Source organism: Pinibacter aurantiacus, assembly GCF_019130065.1.
GTDB classification, from domain to species: Bacteria; Bacteroidota; Bacteroidia; order Chitinophagales; family Chitinophagaceae; genus Pinibacter; species Pinibacter aurantiacus.
This window is the reverse complement of the sequence record NZ_JAHSPG010000001.1, coordinates 552604-574676: the sequence shown is the minus strand read 5'-3', so window position 1 is coordinate 574676 and position 22073 is coordinate 552604. Positions and strand designations below refer to the sequence as shown.

Genomic DNA, 22073 nt, shown 5'->3' with positions numbered 1-22073 from the left:
TGTTTTAGATGCCTACATTGATACCGAATTGTACGCTGCGTGGTTGAGGTGGCGTACCAAGGTCTATGCCCGGCTGGTTTTGGTTGCTGTTCGCAGCCGATTCAGGATCGGGGCCGCTGTATTTGGTGATGAGGAATAGGTTGCTACCGGTAACGTATACACGAATATTTCTTAAGCCGATGTTCTTAACGAGCGTTTTAGGAAATGAATAGCCAAGTGTAACATTGCGCAGGCGAACGAAGCTGCCATCTTCCAGCCAGCGGCTGCCCGCATCCAGGTAGTTGTTTACGTTTACACCATCAGCTTTAGGAACATCTGTGATGTCGCCCGGTTTTTGCCAGCGAGCAAGATCACTCGCGAAGATTACCCTTGCTGCATCTCTTGCACCGCCGCCTTCACCAAAGAAGCGGTTGTGGTTGTATGTTTTGTTGCCGTATTGGAAGGAGAAGAAGATATTAAAGTCGAAGTTGCCCAGTGTAATATCATTGCCCAAACCTCCGAAGAATTTTGGCCACACACTTCCCATGATCTGTTTGTCACTTGCTTTAGGATTCATACCCTGTGTGCCATCTGCCTTCTGATAAATAGCGTTACCAGTTTGCGGATCAACATACAATTGTTTGTAGAGATAGAAGGAATACATTGGAGTACCCTGCTGCAACAGAATAAGGTTGCGGCTTCCGTATTGCAATGGCGTTGCCAGCTTCTCGATCTTATTGATATTCTGCGCTACGTTAAAGTTGGTGGACCATGTGAAATTCTTTTTCTGGATGTTGATGCTGTTGATCGTAAGTTCAAATCCTTTGTTGCTGATCTCTGCGGCATTGCTCCAGTAAGTGCTGAAACCTGTAGTGGCAGGTCTTGCCAATTGCAGCAATCCGTCGCTGGTGTATTTGTAATAATAGTTTGCTTCCAGTGAAAGTCTTCCGTTGAAAAAAGAAACATCAGTACCAATGTTGAACTGGCTTGTTTTTTCCCACTGCAAATTGTCATTTGCCAATTGTTGAGGTGCAATACCAGCAGTGTCTTTGTAAGAAGAACCGCCTGTCCACAAACCTTGCGAAGCAAAATCACCAATGCCGTTTTGGTTTCCTGTAATACCATAGCTGGCTCTCAATTTGAGGTCGCTGATCACAGCAACATCTCTAAGAAATTTTTCCTGCTTCACGCGCCACGCTGCGCCAACAGAAGGGAAGTATCCCCATTTTCTTTGCGGGCCAAACTTTGACGAACCATCGGCGCGAAGGCTGGCGTTGATGATATACTTGTCATCAAAAGTGTAATCAATTTTTCCAAAAAAAGATGCGAGCGTATTCTGGCTCCAGTTTTGTGTTCCTGTGATTACAGAGGCAGCCGAAATTTTTGTGAACGAGTTATTCGCGAAACCTTTTCCATCGAGGAACGTTCTTTCGAAAGTATTGCTTTGCAATGTATTCCCAACAAGTACACCAAAGTTGTGCTTGCCCAGTTTTTTGCGATAGGTAAGTGTTTGTTCATTCAACCAGCTCGCATTGGCAGATATGCTGGAAGTGGCGTCACCAGAAGGGCTTCCGGCAATCAGCAAACTGTTCCAGTATTCAGATTCTTTGTAGTTGTCATAGTCCACGCCCCAGCTTGTGCGGAATTTCAGATCAGGAAGAATTTGTACATCGGCATATACGTTACCAATATATCGCAAGCTCACAGCATTCACGTCATAGTATTGCAATAACAGCGTGAGGTTATCAAATCCCGCACGTCCCACCAGTACACCCTGGTCATTGGTAGGAGGCAGGTAAGTAGGTGTATGCAAGGCAGCTTGCAGAATACCACCTGCAGGGCCGTCGCCGGCTCTTCCCTGGTTCCTGTGTGTGCGTGTAAGCGTGTTGCTGCTACCTATTTGCACGATAGAACTTATCTTATGATCAATGTTGAATTTGAATGTGGCACGATCAAAACTTATGGGTTTGAGAATGGATTCCTGCTTGTCGTAACCTGCGCCAAGATAGAACCTCGTCGCTTTGTTGCCTGATGCAACAGAGAGGTTGTAGTTGCTAAGGTTGGCAGTCTGGAAAGCTTCATCCAGTCTGTCATAAGTTTTTTGCAAATCGGGAGTGCCGCGACCACTTGATGCCGCAGGATTAAGCACATCGCCGGTGAAAGGTAGTTTTCCTCCAATGTTTGTAAAATATTCATTTACCAGCGTTGCGTGTTCTGGGCCCGTGGTTAATTTCCATAAAGGAGGAGCCCATGCATAGCCATGTGAAGCCTGCGCGTTGATGCGTGTGCCATCGCTGAAATTACCGCGTTTGGTAGTAACAATGATAACGCCATTTGCACCCCGTGAGCCGTACAATGCTGTCGCCTCCGCATCTTTCAGCACTTCAACGCTTTCTATGTCCGAAGGATTGATGTCTGAAATAGGCGACGTTGATTTACCGCCTGTACTTACCGTTTGTAAACTCGTGCTGTTTACAAACACGCCGTCAATTACATATAGTGGCGTGTTGTCTGCATTGATAGACGTTGCACCGCGAAGACGAACTGTTACACTTTCGCCTGGTACGCCCGAAGTGGTGGTTGTTTGCAGGCCCGCTGCTTTACCTTGCAGCTGTGCATCGAAGCCGCCTGCAGGAATGTCTTTGAGTTCACTTGCATTTACTTTGGTTACGGCACCTACCAGGTTCTTTCTTTTTGATGTGCCATAACCCACTACAACAACTTCTTCAAGACCTTTGGATGTTTCTTTAAGCTGGATCTCTATTGTGCTGGAGGTTACGGTAATTTCCTGTGTTTCATATCCTACGTGTGAAACAATAAGTATGTAAGGAAATTTTTGACCCGTTCTGAAATTGAAGCGGCCCTCATTGTCGGCTACCACTTCATGCGTTGTGCCTTTTATTTGAACGTCTGCGCCGCTTAAAGGTAGATTTGTTTTGCGATCCAGTACTCTTCCGTTAAGAGTAGAATTAATAAGAGGTTCAATTTTTTGGGCGAAAATTACCGATAGGACGGACAGGAGCAATAGCCCCGTCAGTACATATTTTTTCATTATGTTTGCTTTGGTTATTAGTAATGAGGCCGCGAAGCCTTGTTATTTCCGGGCCAGGACTGCGCGAACAGTTCCTGGCTTTTTTGTGCGCCTGTCTTTTATGGTCCCGCGCGATATCTTTTATAAGAGAACTCGCATATCCAAAAGCTTTCCGATGATAACCCGCGAATGTTACGCATCGTTAGAGCCCATGAATATTGGTTATATTCCTGGTTCAGCATATTTATGGTGATAATTATTTACCGTTAAAAATAAGAGTGACAATTATTACGGTATAGTATAATCAAGGGTGATAAAGTGCAGCATTAACAGCACGTGCAATCGCAACAGTAGCATGTTGTTACGATTGCCACGGAGTGGGATGGCAATTGATAAAAGTAGCTGGTTAAAATCCTCTTATTGTAGGAACTATTGTGTTTCATAATATAGTTCAGATGACTAATGAATCACAATATTATCTTAAATTGTATAGTCCACCAAATAAATAGACTATTATTTTATTTATCTTTTTTTAAGCACCCGGAAAATTATAAGAAGTACTCTTTGTGCGCTTTTGCATAAGGTTTTATTTACAGTAAATGCCAATCAGGCTCGTTAGAAACTTTTCCTAATGAATTAATCACTATACATACAGGCACTGATGTTGATATCAACGGCCATCTACACACGAGAAGTGTAGTTGGCATTTTCATCAAAAATTGTATAAATTGGCTTATGATCAATTCGATTGTGTCAAAACAATCCAAACAAGGCCGCTTATCCAAGGCAGGTGGTCGTTTCAATAATCTTAAAAATGACTTTTACAGAATACAATTTACTCGGACAGGAAATGATTTACTCCGTTTATACTTTTCCGATTAAGCCAGTGGCTTTCACCGACATTTTCCTGAATCCGGAAAAGTTTAGTAAGATACAACCCTGGTTGGGTGAAATTTTTTCCATTGCCAGTCAGAAACCTTCTATTAATACTTTCCAGTCCAGCAAGGGTTCAAAGGGATATTTGTCGTTTGGGAAAATGGCCATGGATGGGAAAAAAGATTTCCTCTGGCTTGAGAAGTATGTTGGAACAGAGGGCTGGAATCATTGCCATACTGATTTTTGGGTACCACAGAAAACAACTGCGATCAAGAATTATGTTTTTCCGGAGATCGTGGTTTGCATCTATGGTGATGGAAAATTGAGGAGTAATCCCAGCAATGAAAACTTCTACTGCAATAATTTTTCAATCATTATTAAAGATGAGTTATTGCAAGACGAAGCGCGGGAAAAAATAACCGGTGCCGTTGGAAAAATAAAGGAGCAGCTGCATGATTGCTATTACTTCCATTTCAAGGCGCCCTGGGTGAAATGTGATAACGTAATGATATCAGAAACCGGCGCTGCAACATTCATTTTGCGCTACACGTTGGCAAATGTGGATGGTGCATTTTTATCATTGGGTTGCATCGATTATTTTACTGATTGTAAATGGAAAAGCATTTACTGCGACGAGAGCGAGATAATTGAAAAGGCGCTGCTGTAAATAATTTTTGTTAGCTAACTATTTGTTTGGTAGGAAATTGCAACAATAGGTAAATTATAAATATTCAATATTTTGTGTGAGTTTTCGCTTAAACTATTAGTTTCGCGTGTAATGAAATTGTTAACCTTCATAATGGCAATTCTTGTCCTGACGCTAAGCTGCCTGCCTTGCGCTGACTGTGATGCTATTACGAAGGATGGTAAGGCGAAAACGGAGCTCACGAAAACTTCAGACAAAACACATAATGACCACGAGGATTCCTGTTCACCTTTTTGTCATTGCTCATGTTGCTCCATTCATTTAGTAACACAGAGTATTCCTTTCTTTTCTTTCAATACCTTTTCTTCATTTACACATTTTCAATCGTTGATTGAAGACAATTTACTTGAGAGATCAAATCCTGTTTGGCAACCTCCTCAATTGGTGTAGTTACTTCCCGATTTAATTTATTGATTCTTTGTATGCTTAATGCTGAACGCCTAACGCTTAACGCGGGTGGCCTCACATGATGGTATATCTCGCGTTCGGGGCCTCGCGTTAGGCGTTAGGCGTTGGGCGTTCAGCATTTAGCATACTGTTTTCTCTCACAAATCACAACAACAATGCTCAGTAAAATCATTCAATTTAGTATAAAGAATAAATTGGTCATTGGTATTATGACAGTGGCGCTCATCATTTGGGGAATATGGAGTGCTACAAAATTGCCGGTTGATGCAGTACCTGATATTACGAACAACCAGGTTCAGATAATTACTCAAACGCCCACGCTTGCCGCACAGGAAGCAGAACAATTGGTTACATATCCAATTGAGCAGAGCCTTGCTAATTTGCCGGATCTTGTTGAGATGCGCTCTATTTCAAGGTTTGGACTATCTGTGATAACCGTTGTTTTCGACGATGCGGTGGATATTTATTTTGCGCGTCAACTCATTAATGAGAAATTGAAAGAGGCGGAGGAAAAGATTCCGAAAGGTATTGGAAAGCCTGAGCTTGCGCCCGTGAGCACAGGGCTTGGAGAGGTGTATCAGTATATTTTACATCCCAAGGAAGGTGCTGAGAATAAATACACGGCGATGGATCTGCGCACTATGCAGGATTGGATCGTTGCCCGTCAATTATATGGAACACCCGGAGTTGCGGAGGTAAACAGTTTTGGCGGATTGCTTAAGCAATATGAGGTAGCCGTTAATCCGGCGCGACTCAAAGCGATGAATGTTACCATTGCCGAGATATTTTCTGCGCTTGAAAAGAATAACGAAAACACTGGAGGAGCCTACATAGATAAGAAACCAAATGCCTATTTTATCAGGGGTATCGGATTGGTCTCTTCATTAGACGACATCAAGAGTATTGTAATTAAAACAGTCAATGGCATTCCGGTTCTTGTGCGGGATGTTGCAGTTGTTCAGCTGGGCAGTGCGGTGCGATATGGTTCTGTTACGTATAATGGAGAGAAAGAAGTAGTAGGCGGAATCGTAATGATGTTGAAAGGTGCGAATAGCGCAGCCGTGGTAAATAGAGTGAAAGATAAAATGGTAACCATCAAGAAAGCGCTTCCGGCAGATGTGGTGATAGAACCTTTTCTGGACAGAACAGATTTAGTAAGCCACGCTGTTAACACGGTAAAGAAAAATCTGATTGAAGGTGCGTTGATCGTCATATTCGTGCTTGTTTTGTTTTTGGGAAATTTTCGCGCAGGGTTAATCGTGGCTTCTGCTATTCCGCTGGCGATGCTATTTGCGCTTGGTATGATGAATGCGTTTGGCGTGAGTGCCAACCTTATGAGTCTTGGTGCCATTGACTTTGGGTTGATCGTAGATGGAGCGGTGATCATTGTAGAGGCAACCTTGCATCATCTTGCTATAAGGAAATCGAGGCACAGACTTTCGCAGGCCGAGATGGATGAAGAGGTGTATGAATCTGCCTCTAAGATCCGCACCAGTGCCGCTTTTGGTGAGATCATTATTTTGATCGTTTATATTCCCATTCTTACACTTGCCGGTATAGAGGGAAAAATGTTCAGGCCGATGGCGCAGACTGTAAGCTTCGCTATTCTTGGTGCATTGATCCTTTCGCTTACTTACATACCTATGATGTCTGCTCTTTTTCTCCCAAAAAGTTATTCAGATAAAAAGACTTTTTCCGACAAGATGATGGATGTCTTTCTTCGTTGGTATCAACCTTTGCTTAACAAGAGTATTAAATTCAGAAAGTTAATAGTCGCCATTACAGCCATTCTTTTTGGTGTTGCCATTTTCATTTTTACACGAATGGGAAGTGAGTTTATTCCACAACTACAAGAAGGAGATTATGCGTTTCACTGCATTCTTCCGCAGGGGACTTCGCTTTCCCAAAGTGTTGAAACTTCCATGCAGGCGAGCCGGATCGTCAAGACGTTTCCTGAAGTAAAAATGGTAGTGGGCAAAACAGGCTCTGCAGAAGTTCCTACGGACCCAATGCCGCCTGAAGCGACAGATCTGGTCATTGTATTAAAACCAAAGAAAGAATGGAAATCTACCAAGGATTACAATGAGCTCGCAAGCATGATCGAAGAAAAACTGCAGATTATTCCGGGTGTATTTTTTGAAATAAATCAGCCGATACAAATGCGGTTTAATGAATTGATGACAGGGGTTCGTCAGGATGTTGCTGTTAAAATTTTCGGAGAGAATATTGATACGCTTGCAGCGCTGGCGCCGAAAGTTGCAGAAATTGTAAAGTCTGTAAAAGGAGCATCTGAGCCGCAGATTGAACGCACCGTAGGGCTTCCTCAGATTACCATACAATATGACCGGGCAAGAATTGCAGCGTACGGAATGAATATACAAGATATCAATCGCACGGTAAGGGCAGCGTTCGCAGGAGAGTCGGCAGGAGTAGTATTTGAAAACGAAAGAAAATTTGATCTTGTTGTTCGTTTAGATAGTGCCAGTCGTTCCTCCATTCAGGATGTATCTGATTTGTTTGTATCAACGCCCGATGGTACGCAAATTCCACTGTCGCAGGTAGCGGTCGTATCTTTTAAAGAAGGTCCTGCGCAAATTAGCCGTGAAGAAGGCAAACGAAGAATAGTAGTTGGATTCAACATAAAGGAACGGGATGTCGCAAGCATTGTAGAAGAAATACAAACAAAATTATCAAAAGCCAACTTGCTTCCATCGGGTTATTACTACACCTATGGTGGCACATTTGAAAATTTGCAAAAAGCATCGGCTCGTTTACAAATAGCTGTGCCCGTTGCATTGGCACTTATCTTCTTGTTGCTGTTCTTCACATTCGGTTCGCTGAAAGAATCGCTACTAATTTTTACCGCTATTCCAATGAGTGCAATTGGCGGCGTTTTCGCATTGTTGCTGAGGGACATGCCTTTCAGCATTTCCGCGGGTGTTGGTTTTATTGCTTTGTTCGGCGTAGCAGTGCTTAACGGTATTGTGTTGATCAGTACATTCAACCAACTTGAAAAGGAAGGAGTAAGCGATGTTTTGGAACGTGTGAAACAAGGAGCCAGCCTGCGGCTAAGACCAGTGTTGATGACAGCGCTGGTAGCCTCCCTGGGCTTTATACCCATGGCGCTTTCTAACAGTGCAGGGGCAGAAGTGCAAAAGCCATTAGCAACAGTAGTGATCGGTGGTCTTATAACCGCAACGTTTCTCACGTTGATCGTGCTGCCTCTGTTATACATTCTTTTTTCAACCAAGACCAAAATTAAGATGAAGCCGGTTGTAACAATTATTCTTCTGTTGGTATCTACTTTCTCTTTCAATTCAACGTGGGCGCAACAGCCTGTGAGCAAGCGTTTGAGCATTGATGAAGTACTGACTTCTTCAAAAGCAAATCTGCAGTATGAAGTAAATAAGCAGCAGATAAACAAAGGGCAGTTGCTTATTAAAAGTTCCGGCATGCTGCCAAAAACAGGCGTGTTTGCCGAGAATGAAGACCTGAGGCCGAGTGATAAAAGCGGCATATTGAAAATAGGATTATCACAAAGTGTAGCATGGCCTGGACTGTACAAAGCACAAAAGAATTACTACACGGAGCAGCTAAAATATTTTCAAACAAGAACTTCCGCGATTGATGCAGAACTCAAAAAGAATGTGAGGGATGTGTACTATCAGCTTTGGTATTTAGAAGATAAACAAAAACTGTTTTTATCGCTCGATAGTATTTACAGATCGCTTTTGGATGCCGCCGTTTTAAAAGCAAGAACGGGTGATAGTCCGGGTTTGGACAGCATTGCAGCAAATGTTCGGTTAAGAGAATTGCAGGCAATGTTACAACAGAGTTATAGTGAGCAAAAAATACAGCAACAACTTTTAATGCAGTTGCTGAATAGCGAACAGGCTATACTTCCACAAAACAAAGCATTGGAGAAATTGGTTTTGCACGCTGCAGCGAACGATTCAACGCACCCGGTCATTCAATTGCAAAATCAAAATATAAAAATTGCGCAAGCCGCAGTGAATGTTACCAGGAATGAAAACAGGCCGGAGTTTTCGGGGCGTTTCTTTAGTCAAAGATTGTATGGACTAAGCGATCCGTACTCAGGATTTTCTGTGAGCGCAACTTTTCCCTTGTTTGGCATGAAGGCTTATGGTAATAAACTGAAAGCATCTCAAGCAGAAGCAAACGTACAGCAAACACAATATGAGCTGGACTCGCAGCTATTTGCTACGGAAAGATCGCAGGCAGAAAAAGAGGTGGAAAAGAACAATGCGCTTCTGGATTTCTATGAGTCAACAGGTCTCAAACAGGCAAGTGAAATCATCAAAGCTTCAACGTTGGCATATCGTTCGGGAGAAATCAGCTTTGCTGAGCTATCGCAATTTTTAACACAGGCCATCGATATCCGGCGCAATTATCTCGAAAACCTGAATTCATATAATCATTCAGTTATTCAATATTATTATTTCATCAATCAATAAATAAATCAAAGGGATGAAAAAGTTTTTATTCATTATACAAGGGGTGTTCATAGCGGCAGCGTTTGCTTCTTGCGGCAACAATAGAAATGAGGAGGCAAAGCAAACCGAAGCAGATACTCACATTGAAGCAGGGAAGGAAAATACCGCAACGCTCACGGAGGCGCAGATAAAAGCAATTGGCATAGAAACAGGAACAATAGAAAACAAACAATTGACATCGTCACTGAAAGCAAATGGAGTACTGCAAGTGCCCAATCAAAACAAGGCAAGTATTAGTTCAGTGTATAGCGGTGTTGTAAAATCGTTGCTCGTTCAGCCGGGTAATTCGGTTACGAAAGATCAGATCATCGCAACCATTGCCAACCCGGAATTCATACAATCACAGGAAGAATACCTGAGCCTTGCACCAAAGATTGTATTGGCAGAGCAGGAGTACAGCAGGCAAAAGGAATTGAATGAAGGTAATGCCGGTGCATTAAAAAACCTGCAGGCCGCAGACGCACAGCTTAAAGCATTAAAGACACGTAAAGCCGCACTTGCCAGCCAGATCCAGTTAATGGGCATTAATCCCCAGAGCTTAACCAGTGATAAGTTGAATTCTGTTTTAGCAATCAGAAGCCCAATTGCCGGCGTGGTAAGCGATGTAGTGGTTAAGATTGGCAGCTTCGTTAGCAACGGCACAAGCATTGCTGATATTGTGGACAACAGTCACTTACATGTTGACCTGTTCGTGTATGAAAAAGATCTTTCGAAGTTGCGCGAAAACCAGGTCATTCATTTTACGCTAACCAACAATCCCGGTAAAGAATATGATGCAGAGATATATTCACTGGGTTCATCTTTTGAAGGAGAAAGCAAAGCCGTTACCGTTCACGCTCAGGTGAATGGCAATAAAACAGGACTAATTGACGGTATGAATATTACTGCGGTGATTAGTCTTGACAAGAACACTGCGCCTGCCGTGCCTTCAGACGCAATAGTTACGCAACAAGGGCAGGATTACATTTTCATTGTTACGGGTGAAAGTGAAAAGCCGGAGAAAATGGTGACTTTTGAAAAAGTACCTGTAGCTAAAGGAACGACTGATGTAGGATATACAGCGATTACGCTTTTAAAACAAATTCCGGTGGAGACAAAAGTGGTAACCAAAGGTGCGTTTTTTGTTTTGGCAAAAATGACAAACACTGGTGAGCACGAGGAGTGATTGTAAGGTATGACAACAAACGCAAATAAGTGATAGTGGATTTCTATTATCACTTATTTGCAGTACAATCGATGAACAACTGAAATGGATTTCCTGGCAAAAGTTTTATCGGTCATACTAAGCCTTATTGTTTACTTAGTTTCAAAGCATTCCCAGACAACACAATTGCAGAAGTGTCTTGAATCTGCAACTGCAGGTTTTGAATTTGTGCATGTCCAATATCGAGGATTGAATGTCCCTTTATGTCGGCAGTCACTGAACGAATCGTCATGCCTCCGTTATAATCAGTGGGAGGTGCAGTAATTTCAGCAGATCGGACACCAGCTATATTATGAACAACAACTTTGCCTTTGGGTTGAGCATCTGGCGATGATTTCCTGTAATCAGTCGACATTTCAAATACGACTTTGGTTGAATCCCTTTGTGTAATGTTGATTGAATCCATGTCGGGCCAAAGGCTTTCAACTTCAAACCTGGAGTGGCCACTCATATTTACGGTAAGGGTTTTCTGCCTGAGCTTTTGCATCTCAAAATTTGTATTGTTGCCTGTAACTGATAGAAGTTCCGGAGAAAAAATTCGCACCGGTTCTGCATTTTGCAGCCAAAACTTTTCGAATCCGTTTGCGGGTGACTGGTCGAAACTCAAAAACAAAGTGTCGTTTTTTACTTCTGCTTTTATATGGCCGCCATGATAGTTGACCCAATCACGAGAAACGCGCACGGAAGGTTTTTCGCTTTGCTCGTAGTAGATATTAGTGCTGTTTCCTCCTGTTATTTTTAGATGCCTGAAAGGACTCTCAAGTATTTTATCGTAGGTCCAGTAGATGTCCGATTTGTCAATCTGGTCATATTGTTTTTTTAAAATCATGTTTGAGGAAAGAACGGCGGCGATCATTAATAAAAAAGTTGCCAGCAATATTTTTGACGAAAGTTTCATGAGCTATTTTTTAAAATTATCTTTTACAAATTGGTCGTAGATTTTTTTGATTTCAGTGAAGTCGAGCTTTAATAGAAAAATGTTACGCATGAAAACCGGCAATTCGTTTTCTATAAACTGTTCTCTTCTGAAATCAAGGATACGCTCCATCGCGTCATCATCTGTGAAATAACCAATGCCTCTCTTGTTAACAATGATGTTTTGTTGCTGCAAAAGATCGTAGGCCCTTTGAACAGTATTGTGGTTTACTTCCATTTGCACCGCCAGATCCCGGATACTAACAATCTTTTCGCCGAGCTTCCATTTCTTCAACAGAATTTGTTCGCAGACGTATTCTGCTATTTGTATGTAAATCGCCGGATTATCTTTAAACTCCATCTGAATGATTTAAAATTCTTTTTCTCTCAATCTAAGTAGTGGTGAAAGCCATAACACAGCCGGCAGAAAATAGGCAATACCGGTTCGAAAAAAATGCTCTATGCCGGCAGGTAACAATATCACACCTTCGGCTTTGCCAACCTCAAGTGTTACATGATCATAGATTCCCGCCTCTTTGATTGGGCCAAAAAACATTATGCCTGTGAACCAGTTTAATCCTAATAGAATAGCCAGGAAAATGCAAATGGCAATAGCTGTTTTTACCAACGCAGTTTTGTTAAAATACAAGCCACCTATCAGCATGAAGCCGGTTAACATTGCAAACATGAAATACACTTTCCATGCAAGTATGCCGTCCAGGTCAAACGTAAACACGCTATCATATTGTTGCCGGTAAAATAAAGAATTTGGGTCGAGGCTGCTGTGATAGGCTGCCACAAAAAGCACGTCCATCAAATGATAGAAGAGCAGGAAAATAACCGGATAAAAGACGCCAGCAATCAAAACACCGCAAAGCCATTTTTCGAAATATGAAGCGGGTAAAGTAAGGTAAGAGGAGCCACTGGCATTGCTATTAAAATAGTTGAAAACAAATGAAGCCAGGAAAAAGCCGCCTCCCGCCAAACCCCAGACGAAAGTGAGATTCTGTGCCGCATTGAAGCCGATTATATTTTTAGCAACAATGTACAATGTGAGTGAAAGAATGAGTAAAAGCGCTGTCACGCCTATTGTTTGGGTTGGCCGCTCTGTGATTGTTTTTTTCAACAATAACCCAAACCTTTTCAGGTTGAATGTATCGCTCATAAAATTTATTTTGTCTTGAAGATTACTTTTGATTTTTCAGGATTGCCTGTTATGGCATTGAACAGAAATTCAAGATTGACTTTTGATTCATCGCCTGTTGTATTTTCGGTTACAATCGCGTGTCCTTTCAGTGACGGCTCACTATATAGTACCGCACTTTCATTATCAATGGTATCAACCATCTTAAAAGATAGTTTTTGCGCAATTTCAGTAAGTGACGCTTGCATTAACAATTCGCCATTATCAACTATAATTACATTATCAATTAAGTTTTCCAAATCACGTATCTGATGTGTTGAAATGAAAATCATTTTGTCATCTGTAAAAACAGATGATATAAGTTTCCGGAATTTTATTTTGGAAGGAATGTCCAGGCCATTGGTTGGTTCATCGAGCAATAAAATCTTTGTGTTACAAGCCAGGGCAAAAGCGATTACGAATTTTTTTTGCTGGCCGAATGATAGCGTGCTTAGCTTGCCTTTATCATGTACATCGAGAAAATCCAGATAATGATAAAACTGTTCCTCGTTAAATAAAGGATAGAATGGAGCGAATAATTTTTTGTATCCTTCCGCTGTTAAGGAGGGTACATATACTTCTTCAGGAATGAAATAGATTGTTTGCAAAAACGAGGGTAGTCGTTTCTTTGGATCAAATCCGTTTACTTGCAGGGTTCCGCTTTTCGGAAACAGCAAGCCGGTAAAATTTTTGAGCAGCGTCGATTTACCTGCTCCGTTTTTTCCAAGTAAGCCATAAATACTTCCCACCGGTAGTTGCAGAGTGAGGTTGTTATACAACGGCTTTCTTTTTTTATATCCGAAGGATAAATTAGTTACTTCGATCATTAGTGTACTAGTTGTGTGGTACACTGTAAAAGTAGCACTAATATTTACAAAGTCAAATATTGCCGAATATTTTTTTATCGACAGCCTGCATTAACAAAAGGAGTGTGCGGTTATTATGGTAATCCCTGTTTTGGCCCGCGCGAAATAATACAGGAAAAAATATGTGTCGTGTAACTTGCACGAAAGATTATTGTATTTATTTTTATTGCTAGGTGAAAGTAAGCTCTGGGGGATGCTTCCATGACTGTATTTTAAAATCTCCACGGGAAAATCATTCTCGGTATAAAGTATTACTTTTAGCGCCAGGAATTTTTTGCCAATTCTATTTTGCTATGAGACGTTTTGCTTTGATCATATTGTGTACTTGCTTTGTTATTAGTTCGTTTGCCCAAACTTATGGGCTTAAGTTTAACAGCCACGAAACCTCTCTCGAAAAAAGAACAAGTTTACAACTTTCGGATTCCTTAAAATTTTCAAATAATCTTAAGGTAGATTTTGACATGGCCTTCGTCAAAGGATACCATGTTTATTTCGGTTACATACTCCGGGTAATTAACGGAAAGCAAAATATCGATTTGCTGTACGATCAAAAGACGTTAAATTTTACAGTCATAATAGGCGAAAAATTATCAGGCATATCATTTACGCTTGATTCTTCCGCGCTATTTGACAATTGGAACACGATCAGCCTGCAAATTGCGCCGCAGAAAAAGCAGCTGCAAGTGTTTGTGAACCATAAACAAATTGGGAGCGCCCCAATCAGTTTTAACAGCAGTTATTATCAATTCTTATGGGGTGCCAACGATCTTGAGCGTTATCAAACCAGGGACCTGCCTCCAATGCGCATAAAAGATATAAAGCTCTTTGATGATAATAACCTGGCGTACTACTGGCCCCTGGATGAAATTAAGGGCGACATAGCAACTGACAGGATAAAAAGAGAGACCGCTTTGGTTAAAAATCCAAAATGGGTGAAGCCGGCATACCAGGACTGGACGCTTGAGAAGACATTTGTTACAAAGGGAAATGCCATTTGTTCTTTCGATAAAAAAGCTGAGATATTATATATAGTTAGCCCTGACTCTGTCACGGAATTCAACGTAAAGAATATTGACTCACGCTGGAAGCAATATGCTTTCAATCGCACCAATATTATTATAGGAACGCAGGGTATTTTTGACCCCTTTACCAATAAGATATACAATATTCTGGTTGACAAAAAGAAGGCTATATCATACGCGCCCGGCAACAAAGCATGGGATGGTGAGTTTAGAGACACCGTTCTTACTGAATATTGGCACTCCAATAAGTTTTTATCGCCGGTTGATACATCTATATATATAATAGGAGGGTATGGCCAGTTAAAATATAAAAATTCGGTTGAGCGCTACTCAATACCGACTGCAACATGGGATTCTGTTCACACGGGAGGAGATTTTTTCCCGCCAAGATACCTTGCTGCTTCGGGTGTGAACGAAACGGGGGACACTGCATTTATAATAGGAGGTTACGGAAGCTCTACGGGAAACCAGATACTAGACCCGGTAAGCTACTCGGATATGTACGCTTTTTCTGTACGCTCGAAAACTTTCAAAAAGCTATTTGATTTTAAAGACAGCCATACAAAATTCACGTTTGCCAACAACCTTATTGTTGATTCAAAGAACCAGGTATATTATGGTTTGCTTTTTTCAAATGATAGTTTTAATTCAAGCCTTCAGTTGGTTCAGGGTTCTTTAAAAGATCCATCCATCAAATTGTTGGGAAATAAAATTGCCTACCCGTTTTATGACATCCAATCATACAGCGATTTGTACTATTCACCAAAGGCGGGCAAATTAATTGCAGTTACCTTCTTTTATTCCAATTTCGATTCGCCTGAAAAATTTACGACCGTAAAGGTTTATTCAATTGATTTTCCGCCGCAGGCCATTTCTCCGGGCGGTGAAATGGATGCACCCGAACCTTTGCCGTATAAAAAATATGTGTGGATGGCATTAGCGGTCGCTGTTTTGGCAGCTATTGTATTTTTCATTTCAAAGCGCCGTTTGCCTCAAGCTGAAAAGCAACTCAGTGCCCGGGAAAATAATAACGGAAGAGAAATCACAGTGACCAGCCCTGTAATCAACGGCGAAGAGCACACAAAAGAAACTTCGTTATTGGCAAGGCTTGCGGAAGAAAAGAAACCGGAAAAATCGGCCATATTTCTTTTTGGTCAATTCCAGGTTTTTGATAACGAAGGGAAGGACATTACCGGTCTGTTTACCCCGTTAACGAAAGAACTGTTCCTTTTAATTATAACCCACACTTTTAAAAACGGACGGGGAATAACTGCCGATAGCCTGAATGAAATATTATGGACAGGCAAATCGTCGAAAATTGCTAAAAACAATTTGTCGGTAAACCTGACCAAGATTAAAAGCATTGTGGAGAAAATCGGTAATTGCACTATTGAAAAGAACCGGGACTTTTTACAGTTTGTTATTCACGACGACAACACGGCTTATGTTGATTACGATCGCTTTATGAAACTGGTCGGCTCCAAGCACTCTATGACGAAGAGTTATATGGAAGAATTCCTGGGCCTTGTTTTTAAGGGAGCTTTTCTAAATCAAACTGAATATAGCTGGCTCGACGATATCAAGGCGCAAATATCCAACCAGGTAATTGACATTTGCCTGGACTACCTTAACCAGCTGAAGGATATTACCGATGACCCTGAAATTGTGATTGAGATTGCCAACTGCATTTTCTATTTCGACCGCCTGAACGAAGATGCGCTTGAATACAAATGCAAAACCCTGATTTACCTGAAAAGGCATGCACTCGCCAACCAGACCTATACCAAATTTATAAAGGAGTATAAGGAAATATACGGCGAGGATTTCAGCCGCTCCTTTCCGGAAATCAGCAAAAATGATCCTCACACTCACCTAAAAATATAATTGTTCTTAAATTATTCTTTTTTTTCGTGGAGTGCCATTGTCTGGCAATTATTAGCAAATTAATGGTTTTCGAAGGGGATTGTTAGCGCTAAAGAGCGCTCAATTTTACCTGTTGTACGCCGTTCTGACAAAAAAAAGGATGACTGAAATCCTCCTTTTACCGCGTACACACCAGCTTTATTACCGTCTGGGTACTCTTCGGCACAACTTACTTTCCTTCTTACACTTACGAATTAGGGTCGGCGATTTTACCGCCAAAAATCCCCAACTTTTTTTGGTCATGAGGCCACTTTTTTTGCAATTATTAGCAAATTAAGATTTTTCGAAGGCTATTATTAGCACCCCAACGCTTTATTGCGCTTGTATAAAACACCATGAACATGAAAGCGCATCAATCAAAAAGTCCCCATCCCGAGTAATGCCTTCCCATCCGGAAGCTAACTAATCTCGATTCTAAAACTATTTATTTAAACTAAAGCTTGTGATATGAAAAGACACTGTTTTACAGGCCAATTGACCTTGTACAAAACACCAAAAACAAAAACTTTACTACCATTACTGCTACTTATTTCTTTGACCTTATTATTATTTACACCGGCGCATAGCCAGAACACCCAAACAAAAAAGACTATCAGGGGCCAGGTGCTGGACTCGCTGAATAACAAACCCATCGAAGGCGTTAGTGTTACAGTTGAGGGCTCCAATAAAGGCGTTGCAACTGATAAGCAGGGAAGATTTACTATTGAATCCCAGTCCGACAGCAACAATATTGTGTTCAGCTACGTGGGTTACGAAGACGTGCGCATGAGAGCCGGCCAAAATGGAAATGTAACAGTACGGCTGCAAACTTCCTCCAGCAATTTGAACCAGGTGGTGGTTATAGGTTATGGCACCCAGAAAAGAGCAACCCTTACAGGGGCTGTGGCGGTGGTAACAGGCGGCCAGTTGGTGAAAACAAAAAATGAAAACCTTGTAAACTCATTGGCAGGTAAAGTACCGGGGCTAAGAGTTGTGCAAAAAAGCGGTGAACCCGGCGCATTTAATACCAGCTTTGACATCAGGGGTTTTGGAAATCCACTTGTTATTATTGATGGTATTCCAAGGGATAATATTACTAGGCTCGATCCGTATGAGATCGAAGATATTTCTGTAGTGAAGGACGCTACGGCTGCGGTATATGGGTTCAGGGGTGCAAACGGTGTGATATTGATCACTACAAAAAATGGTAAACGAGGAAAATCCCAGATCACTTATTCGGGCTCTTACGGAGCGCAAAAATATCTCGGGTTCCCGGACCTGGTAAACGCCGTTGATTTCATGAAATTGACCAACGAACACGTGGGCCATAATGTGGATGCTCCCGGCGTTGTGCGTTATTCCGATGCTGAAATTGCCGCGTATGAAAATGGCACCAAAACTTCCACCGATTGGTTCAATCCGGTAATAAAAAAATACACGCCCCAATATCAAAATAATATCAGCGCTGCAGGTGGCAACGACAGAATGAATTATTTTATCAGCATTGGCAATTTATACCAGAACGGTATCTGGAAAACAAATGATCTTAATTATAAGAAGTACAATTTCCGTTCAAATGTTTCTGCAAAAATTTCCAACAGCCTTACAGCTGAAATGCGGTTGTCCGGTATCTCTGATACACGCAATGCGCCGTACACAGATTCATGGGCAATTATAAGAGGTATGTGGCGCGAATTGCCGCTCGATCCTTTATACGCGAACAACAATCCTGCATACCCATACAAAAGCACGGATGTGGCCAATCCATTGGTGACTACCAATTCCGACCTGAGCGGTTATAAAATAAACAAAGGAACATGGCTGCAAGGTTCTGTAAGTCTTGCATGGGACATGCCATTTTTAACCGGGCTGCAACTTAAAGGATTGTTCAGCTACGATTACAATGGTAACGAATACAAAGAGTACAGGAAGACCTATTATGTGTACACCTATGATGCAGCCACCAATACATACCCGGCAACTGCTGCCAACTCACCAACTTCGCTGCAAAGAAATTTTGGAAAAAATACACAAAGCCTGACGCAATTACAGCTTTCGTATAATCACACATTCAGAGCAGAGCACAATGTTAGTTTACTCGCATTGTATGAAGAAAGCGATCGCTACAGCGATAACTTCAATTCTTCCCGCCAGGGTGGATTGCTGGATGCTTTGGATGAGCTTTTTGCAGGCGGTGGTGTAAACCAGGTCGGCTACATGGATGTGAACGGCCTTACACACTACGCAAATAAGGCGTTGGTAGGAAGAGCCGATTACAACTATCTTCAAAAATATCTTTTGGGATTTAGCTTTCGTTACGATGGATCTTCTCTTTTTGCGCCCGGTCATCAGTGGGATTTTTTCCCGGTGCTTTCCGGCGGATGGCGCATGTCTGAAGAAGATTTCTTCAAAAACACCAGAGCACTTTCATTTATCAACAACCTGAAGTTGAGAGCGACTTACGGTAAGACGGGCCAGACTGATTTTGCCGCTTATCAGTTTGTTAGCGGTTACAATTATCCTTCTGGCGGAGCAGGGTTTAATGGCAACTGGGTTAGCGGTCTTGCACCAAAAGGCGCAAATCCAAACCTTACATGGGGTACGGCCAAAACACTAAATATTGGCGCTGATGTGGACATGTGGAAAGGCTTGCTTGGTTTGCAGTTTGATGCCTTTAGCCGCAAGCGTGAAGGTTTGCCTGCAACGAGAACGTTGACGTTACCCGGTACGGTAGGAACAAATCTTCCGCAGGAAAATTTAAACAGCGATCAAACTGCAGGGTTTGAGTTTGTTGTCAACCACCGAAACAGGCTTGGGCAGGTTAACTATAATGTAAGTGCAAACATAGCCTACACCCGCACCAAATGGAAATACGTAGAAAGGGCACAGGCAGGAAACTCTTACGACAACTGGTTAAACAATCTTAATGGCCGATACAATGATATTCAGTGGGGATTGGGATATACGGGCCAGGTGCAGGATTACGGACAGATATATGGCAGCAACATTAACTACGGCGGTGGAAACAGGGGGTTGTTACCCGGAGACTTTTTGTATGAAGACTGGAACCACGATGGCATCATAGATGGCAACGATAACCATCCTCTTGCCGGTTCAAGACTTCCAAACATTAACGACGTTACTACCAACGTTACGCCGCAAATAACTTACGGCGGCAGTATCAACGTTGAATACAAAGGCGTAGACTTTAACGTTCTGATACAAGGTGCAGGCAGATACAATGTTCAATACATTGAAGCATTAAAAGAACCAGGCGCACTGGGCGGAAATATTCTTTCTCAATTTAATGACCGCTGGCATCCTGTTGATCCAAAGGCAGATCCGTATGATCCGCATACACAGTGGGTTTCCGGTTACTATGCTTATACAGGAACAGTTGCCGCAGACAATACAGAACGTTCCATTCAGAATGCAGCTTATGTAAGAATAAAAAGCCTTGAGCTAGGTTATACACTTCCTGTACGCTGGACGAAGAAAGTGGGCATTTCCAACTGCCGCTTTTACGTAAACGGTTACAACGTGGCAACCTTCACAAAACTCAAGTTCCTTGATCCGGAGCATCCGGCTGATTTGTATGGCTACATGTATCCTTTAACTAAAACCTACAATGCCGGATTGAACCTCACCTTTTAAAGATTACACCATGAAACGAATACTATTTTATATACTACCATTATACCTGTTAACTGCCTGCAACAAGCTGGACATTCCGCCTACCAATATCATACAGGATAAAGATGTGTTTTCATCCCCATCCGGTATTGAATCTTACATGGCAACCTTGTATTCAGCACTGCCAATACAGGATTTTAATTCGAATTACCAGACAGGTTTCAACGATTTTCCTTGTTTTCATAGTTACGGATTATTTACTGCCGAATGCTTACAGTCAGACTATGTAGGCGCACGCGGCATAGGCAATGGCAGCTTTGGTTATTGGCCATATGTGAACATAAGAAACGTAAACTATTTCATTGAGACGTTTCCAAAATATGCGGGTTCATTTACAGAAGACAAGGCAAAAGCATGGTTGGGTGAAGCGCATTTTATAAGAGCCTTCTTCTACTTTGCTTTGGTTGAAAGATATGGAGGTGTGCCTATTGTTAGAACGCCGCAATCTTATCCTGAACAAAGCCTTGACGAATTACAAATACCTCGTAACAAGGAAGAAGAAGTGTATAATTTTATCGGCGCAGATCTGGATACAGCCATCAATTATATGCCTGATATCGCAGAGTCCAAATCTGGCAGAGCAAATAAATATGTAGCCGCGGCTTTAAAATCAAGAGCCATGTTGTTTGCCGGAAGTATTGCGAAATATGGAACAGTGCAACTGGATGGTGTAGTGGGCATTCCTGCAGACAAAGCAACAAGCTATTTTCAGCAAAGTTTTGATGCAGCAAAAATGCTCGAAGGCAAATATTCTCTATACCGCGCCAATCCTGATAAATACCAGAATTATGTGAACCTGTTCTTAGACGGAAACAGCCCCGAGAACATCCTGGTAAAACAATATCATTATCCGGAAAAAACACACTCATGGGATGCGTTAAATATTCCTCGTCAACTACAGGGAGGAAATGGTTATTCTTCTGTAATTGATCCAACACTCGACTATGTGGAATTGTACGGCAGCCTGCAAGTGTATAATCCTGACGGAACGCCGATCCGCTTTAGCGATCGGATGGACCTGTTTAAAAATGTAGAACCTCGTTTAAGGGCCACCGTTACATTACCGGGAGATGTTTTCAGAGGTGCGGTAATGGACATGCAAAGAGGCTTGTATGAATCTTACTCAGGAAAACCCAATTCTCCTGAAGCGCCTGAGCACGACGATCCAAACGACAGCAAGCTGCACCTTGCAAGCGACCCGACAGTACAATACAGTGGTAAAAATGTAGTGGGCTTTGCTGGCCCCGGCAGAAGTGAATCTACTTCAACAGGTTTCTACATCAGAAAGTACATGGACCCAACCAAACCCAATTCTGAAATTTTGTTGTGGCAATCATATCAAAACTGGATCGCCATCCGCTATGCAGAAGTGTTGCTGAACAAAGCAGAAGCAGCGTATGAGTTAGGCAAACCTGCAGATGCGTTAACGGCTATCAATGATATTCGCGACAGAGCCGGTGCTTCTGCATTGGGCAATTTGAATATGGATTCCATAAGAAATGAACGCAAAAAAGAGTTGGCCTTTGAAAACTTTACATGGTGGGATTTAAGAAGATGGAGAGTTGCCGACAAGGAATTCAACAACAGGATCTATCGTGTATTGTATCCTTACTATGTATTTGACGAGAAGAAATACATCTACAGAAAAGAGCCTGATATCCAGAACGCAAGATTTACATTTCAACAGGCTTTTTATTATGAGCCTATTCCTGCCGGCGAGATTAACAAGAACCCAAAACTTATTCAAAACCCATTGTACTAAAATCATTATAAA

At 41.9% G+C, this 22073-nt stretch carries 12 protein-coding genes; 7 read left to right on the top strand and 5 right to left on the bottom strand.

From position 1 onward, the window contains the following. Positions 1–4 precede the first annotated feature (4 nt). The gene (locus KTO63_RS02085) at positions 5–3031 is read right to left on the bottom strand and encodes a SusC/RagA family TonB-linked outer membrane protein (protein WP_217789463.1); all 3027 of its coding nucleotides are present in this window, start codon (positions 3029–3031) and stop codon (positions 5–7) included. 793 nt (positions 3032–3824) lie between these two features. On the opposite strand from KTO63_RS02085, the gene KTO63_RS02080 reads away from it, so the two are divergent. The 4 genes from KTO63_RS02080 to KTO63_RS02070 all read left to right on the top strand — a co-directional run bounded on the left by KTO63_RS02080 (position 3825) and on the right by KTO63_RS02070 (position 10679). Continuing rightward, entirely contained in the window at positions 3825–4553 is a 729-nt protein-coding gene (locus tag KTO63_RS02080; RefSeq protein ID WP_217789462.1) for a hypothetical protein, read from the top strand. Between the two features lie 111 nt (positions 4554–4664). Next, positions 4665–4982, top strand: a complete 318-nt coding sequence (locus KTO63_RS26500; protein WP_394371614.1) for a DUF6660 family protein — start codon at positions 4665–4667, stop codon at positions 4980–4982. 173 nt (positions 4983–5155) lie between these two features. Then, positions 5156–9475 (top strand): CusA/CzcA family heavy metal efflux RND transporter, encoded by a 4320-nt coding sequence (locus tag KTO63_RS02075; RefSeq protein WP_217789461.1) that lies wholly within the window; start codon positions 5156–5158, stop codon positions 9473–9475. 13 nt (positions 9476–9488) lie between these two features. Further along, complete coding sequence (locus KTO63_RS02070; protein WP_232372988.1) at positions 9489–10679, top strand: efflux RND transporter periplasmic adaptor subunit; 1191 nt, start codon at positions 9489–9491, stop codon at positions 10677–10679. Between the two features lie 124 nt (positions 10680–10803). Here the strand turns inward: KTO63_RS02070 and KTO63_RS02065 are convergent, their stop codons facing one another. From KTO63_RS02065 to KTO63_RS02050, 4 genes are read right to left on the bottom strand one after another with little or no spacing between them, the layout of a single operon-like run. Further along, on the bottom strand, positions 10804–11616 hold the full coding sequence (locus KTO63_RS02065; protein ID WP_217789460.1) for a GIN domain-containing protein: 813 nt from the start codon (positions 11614–11616) through the stop codon (positions 10804–10806). A gap of 3 nt (positions 11617–11619) precedes the next feature. Beyond that, positions 11620–11994, bottom strand: a complete 375-nt coding sequence (locus KTO63_RS02060; protein WP_217789459.1) for a GntR family transcriptional regulator — start codon at positions 11992–11994, stop codon at positions 11620–11622. A gap of 9 nt (positions 11995–12003) precedes the next feature. Continuing rightward, a complete protein-coding gene (locus KTO63_RS02055; protein WP_217789458.1) occupies positions 12004–12798 on the bottom strand; it encodes a hypothetical protein in 795 nt (264 codons plus the stop codon). A gap of 5 nt (positions 12799–12803) precedes the next feature. After that, entirely contained in the window at positions 12804–13643 is an 840-nt protein-coding gene (locus KTO63_RS02050) for an ABC transporter ATP-binding protein (RefSeq protein ID WP_217789457.1), read from the bottom strand. Positions 13644–14143: 500 nt separating this feature from the next. On the opposite strand from KTO63_RS02050, the gene KTO63_RS02045 reads away from it, so the two are divergent. The 3 genes from KTO63_RS02045 (at position 14144) to KTO63_RS02035 (ending at position 22061) form a co-directional block, all read left to right on the top strand. Beyond that, positions 14144–16588 carry a kelch repeat-containing protein gene (locus KTO63_RS02045; RefSeq protein ID WP_217789456.1) on the top strand — a complete coding sequence of 815 codons (2445 nt, stop codon included), beginning with the start codon at positions 14144–14146 and terminating at the stop codon, positions 16586–16588. 486 nt (positions 16589–17074) lie between these two features. Then, positions 17075–20260, top strand: a complete 3186-nt coding sequence (locus KTO63_RS02040; protein ID WP_217789455.1) for a SusC/RagA family TonB-linked outer membrane protein — start codon at positions 17075–17077, stop codon at positions 20258–20260. Positions 20261–20270: 10 nt separating this feature from the next. Continuing rightward, the gene (locus KTO63_RS02035) at positions 20271–22061 is read left to right on the top strand and encodes a RagB/SusD family nutrient uptake outer membrane protein (RefSeq protein ID WP_217789454.1); all 1791 of its coding nucleotides are present in this window, start codon (positions 20271–20273) and stop codon (positions 22059–22061) included. Positions 22062–22073: the final 12 nt, after the last annotated feature.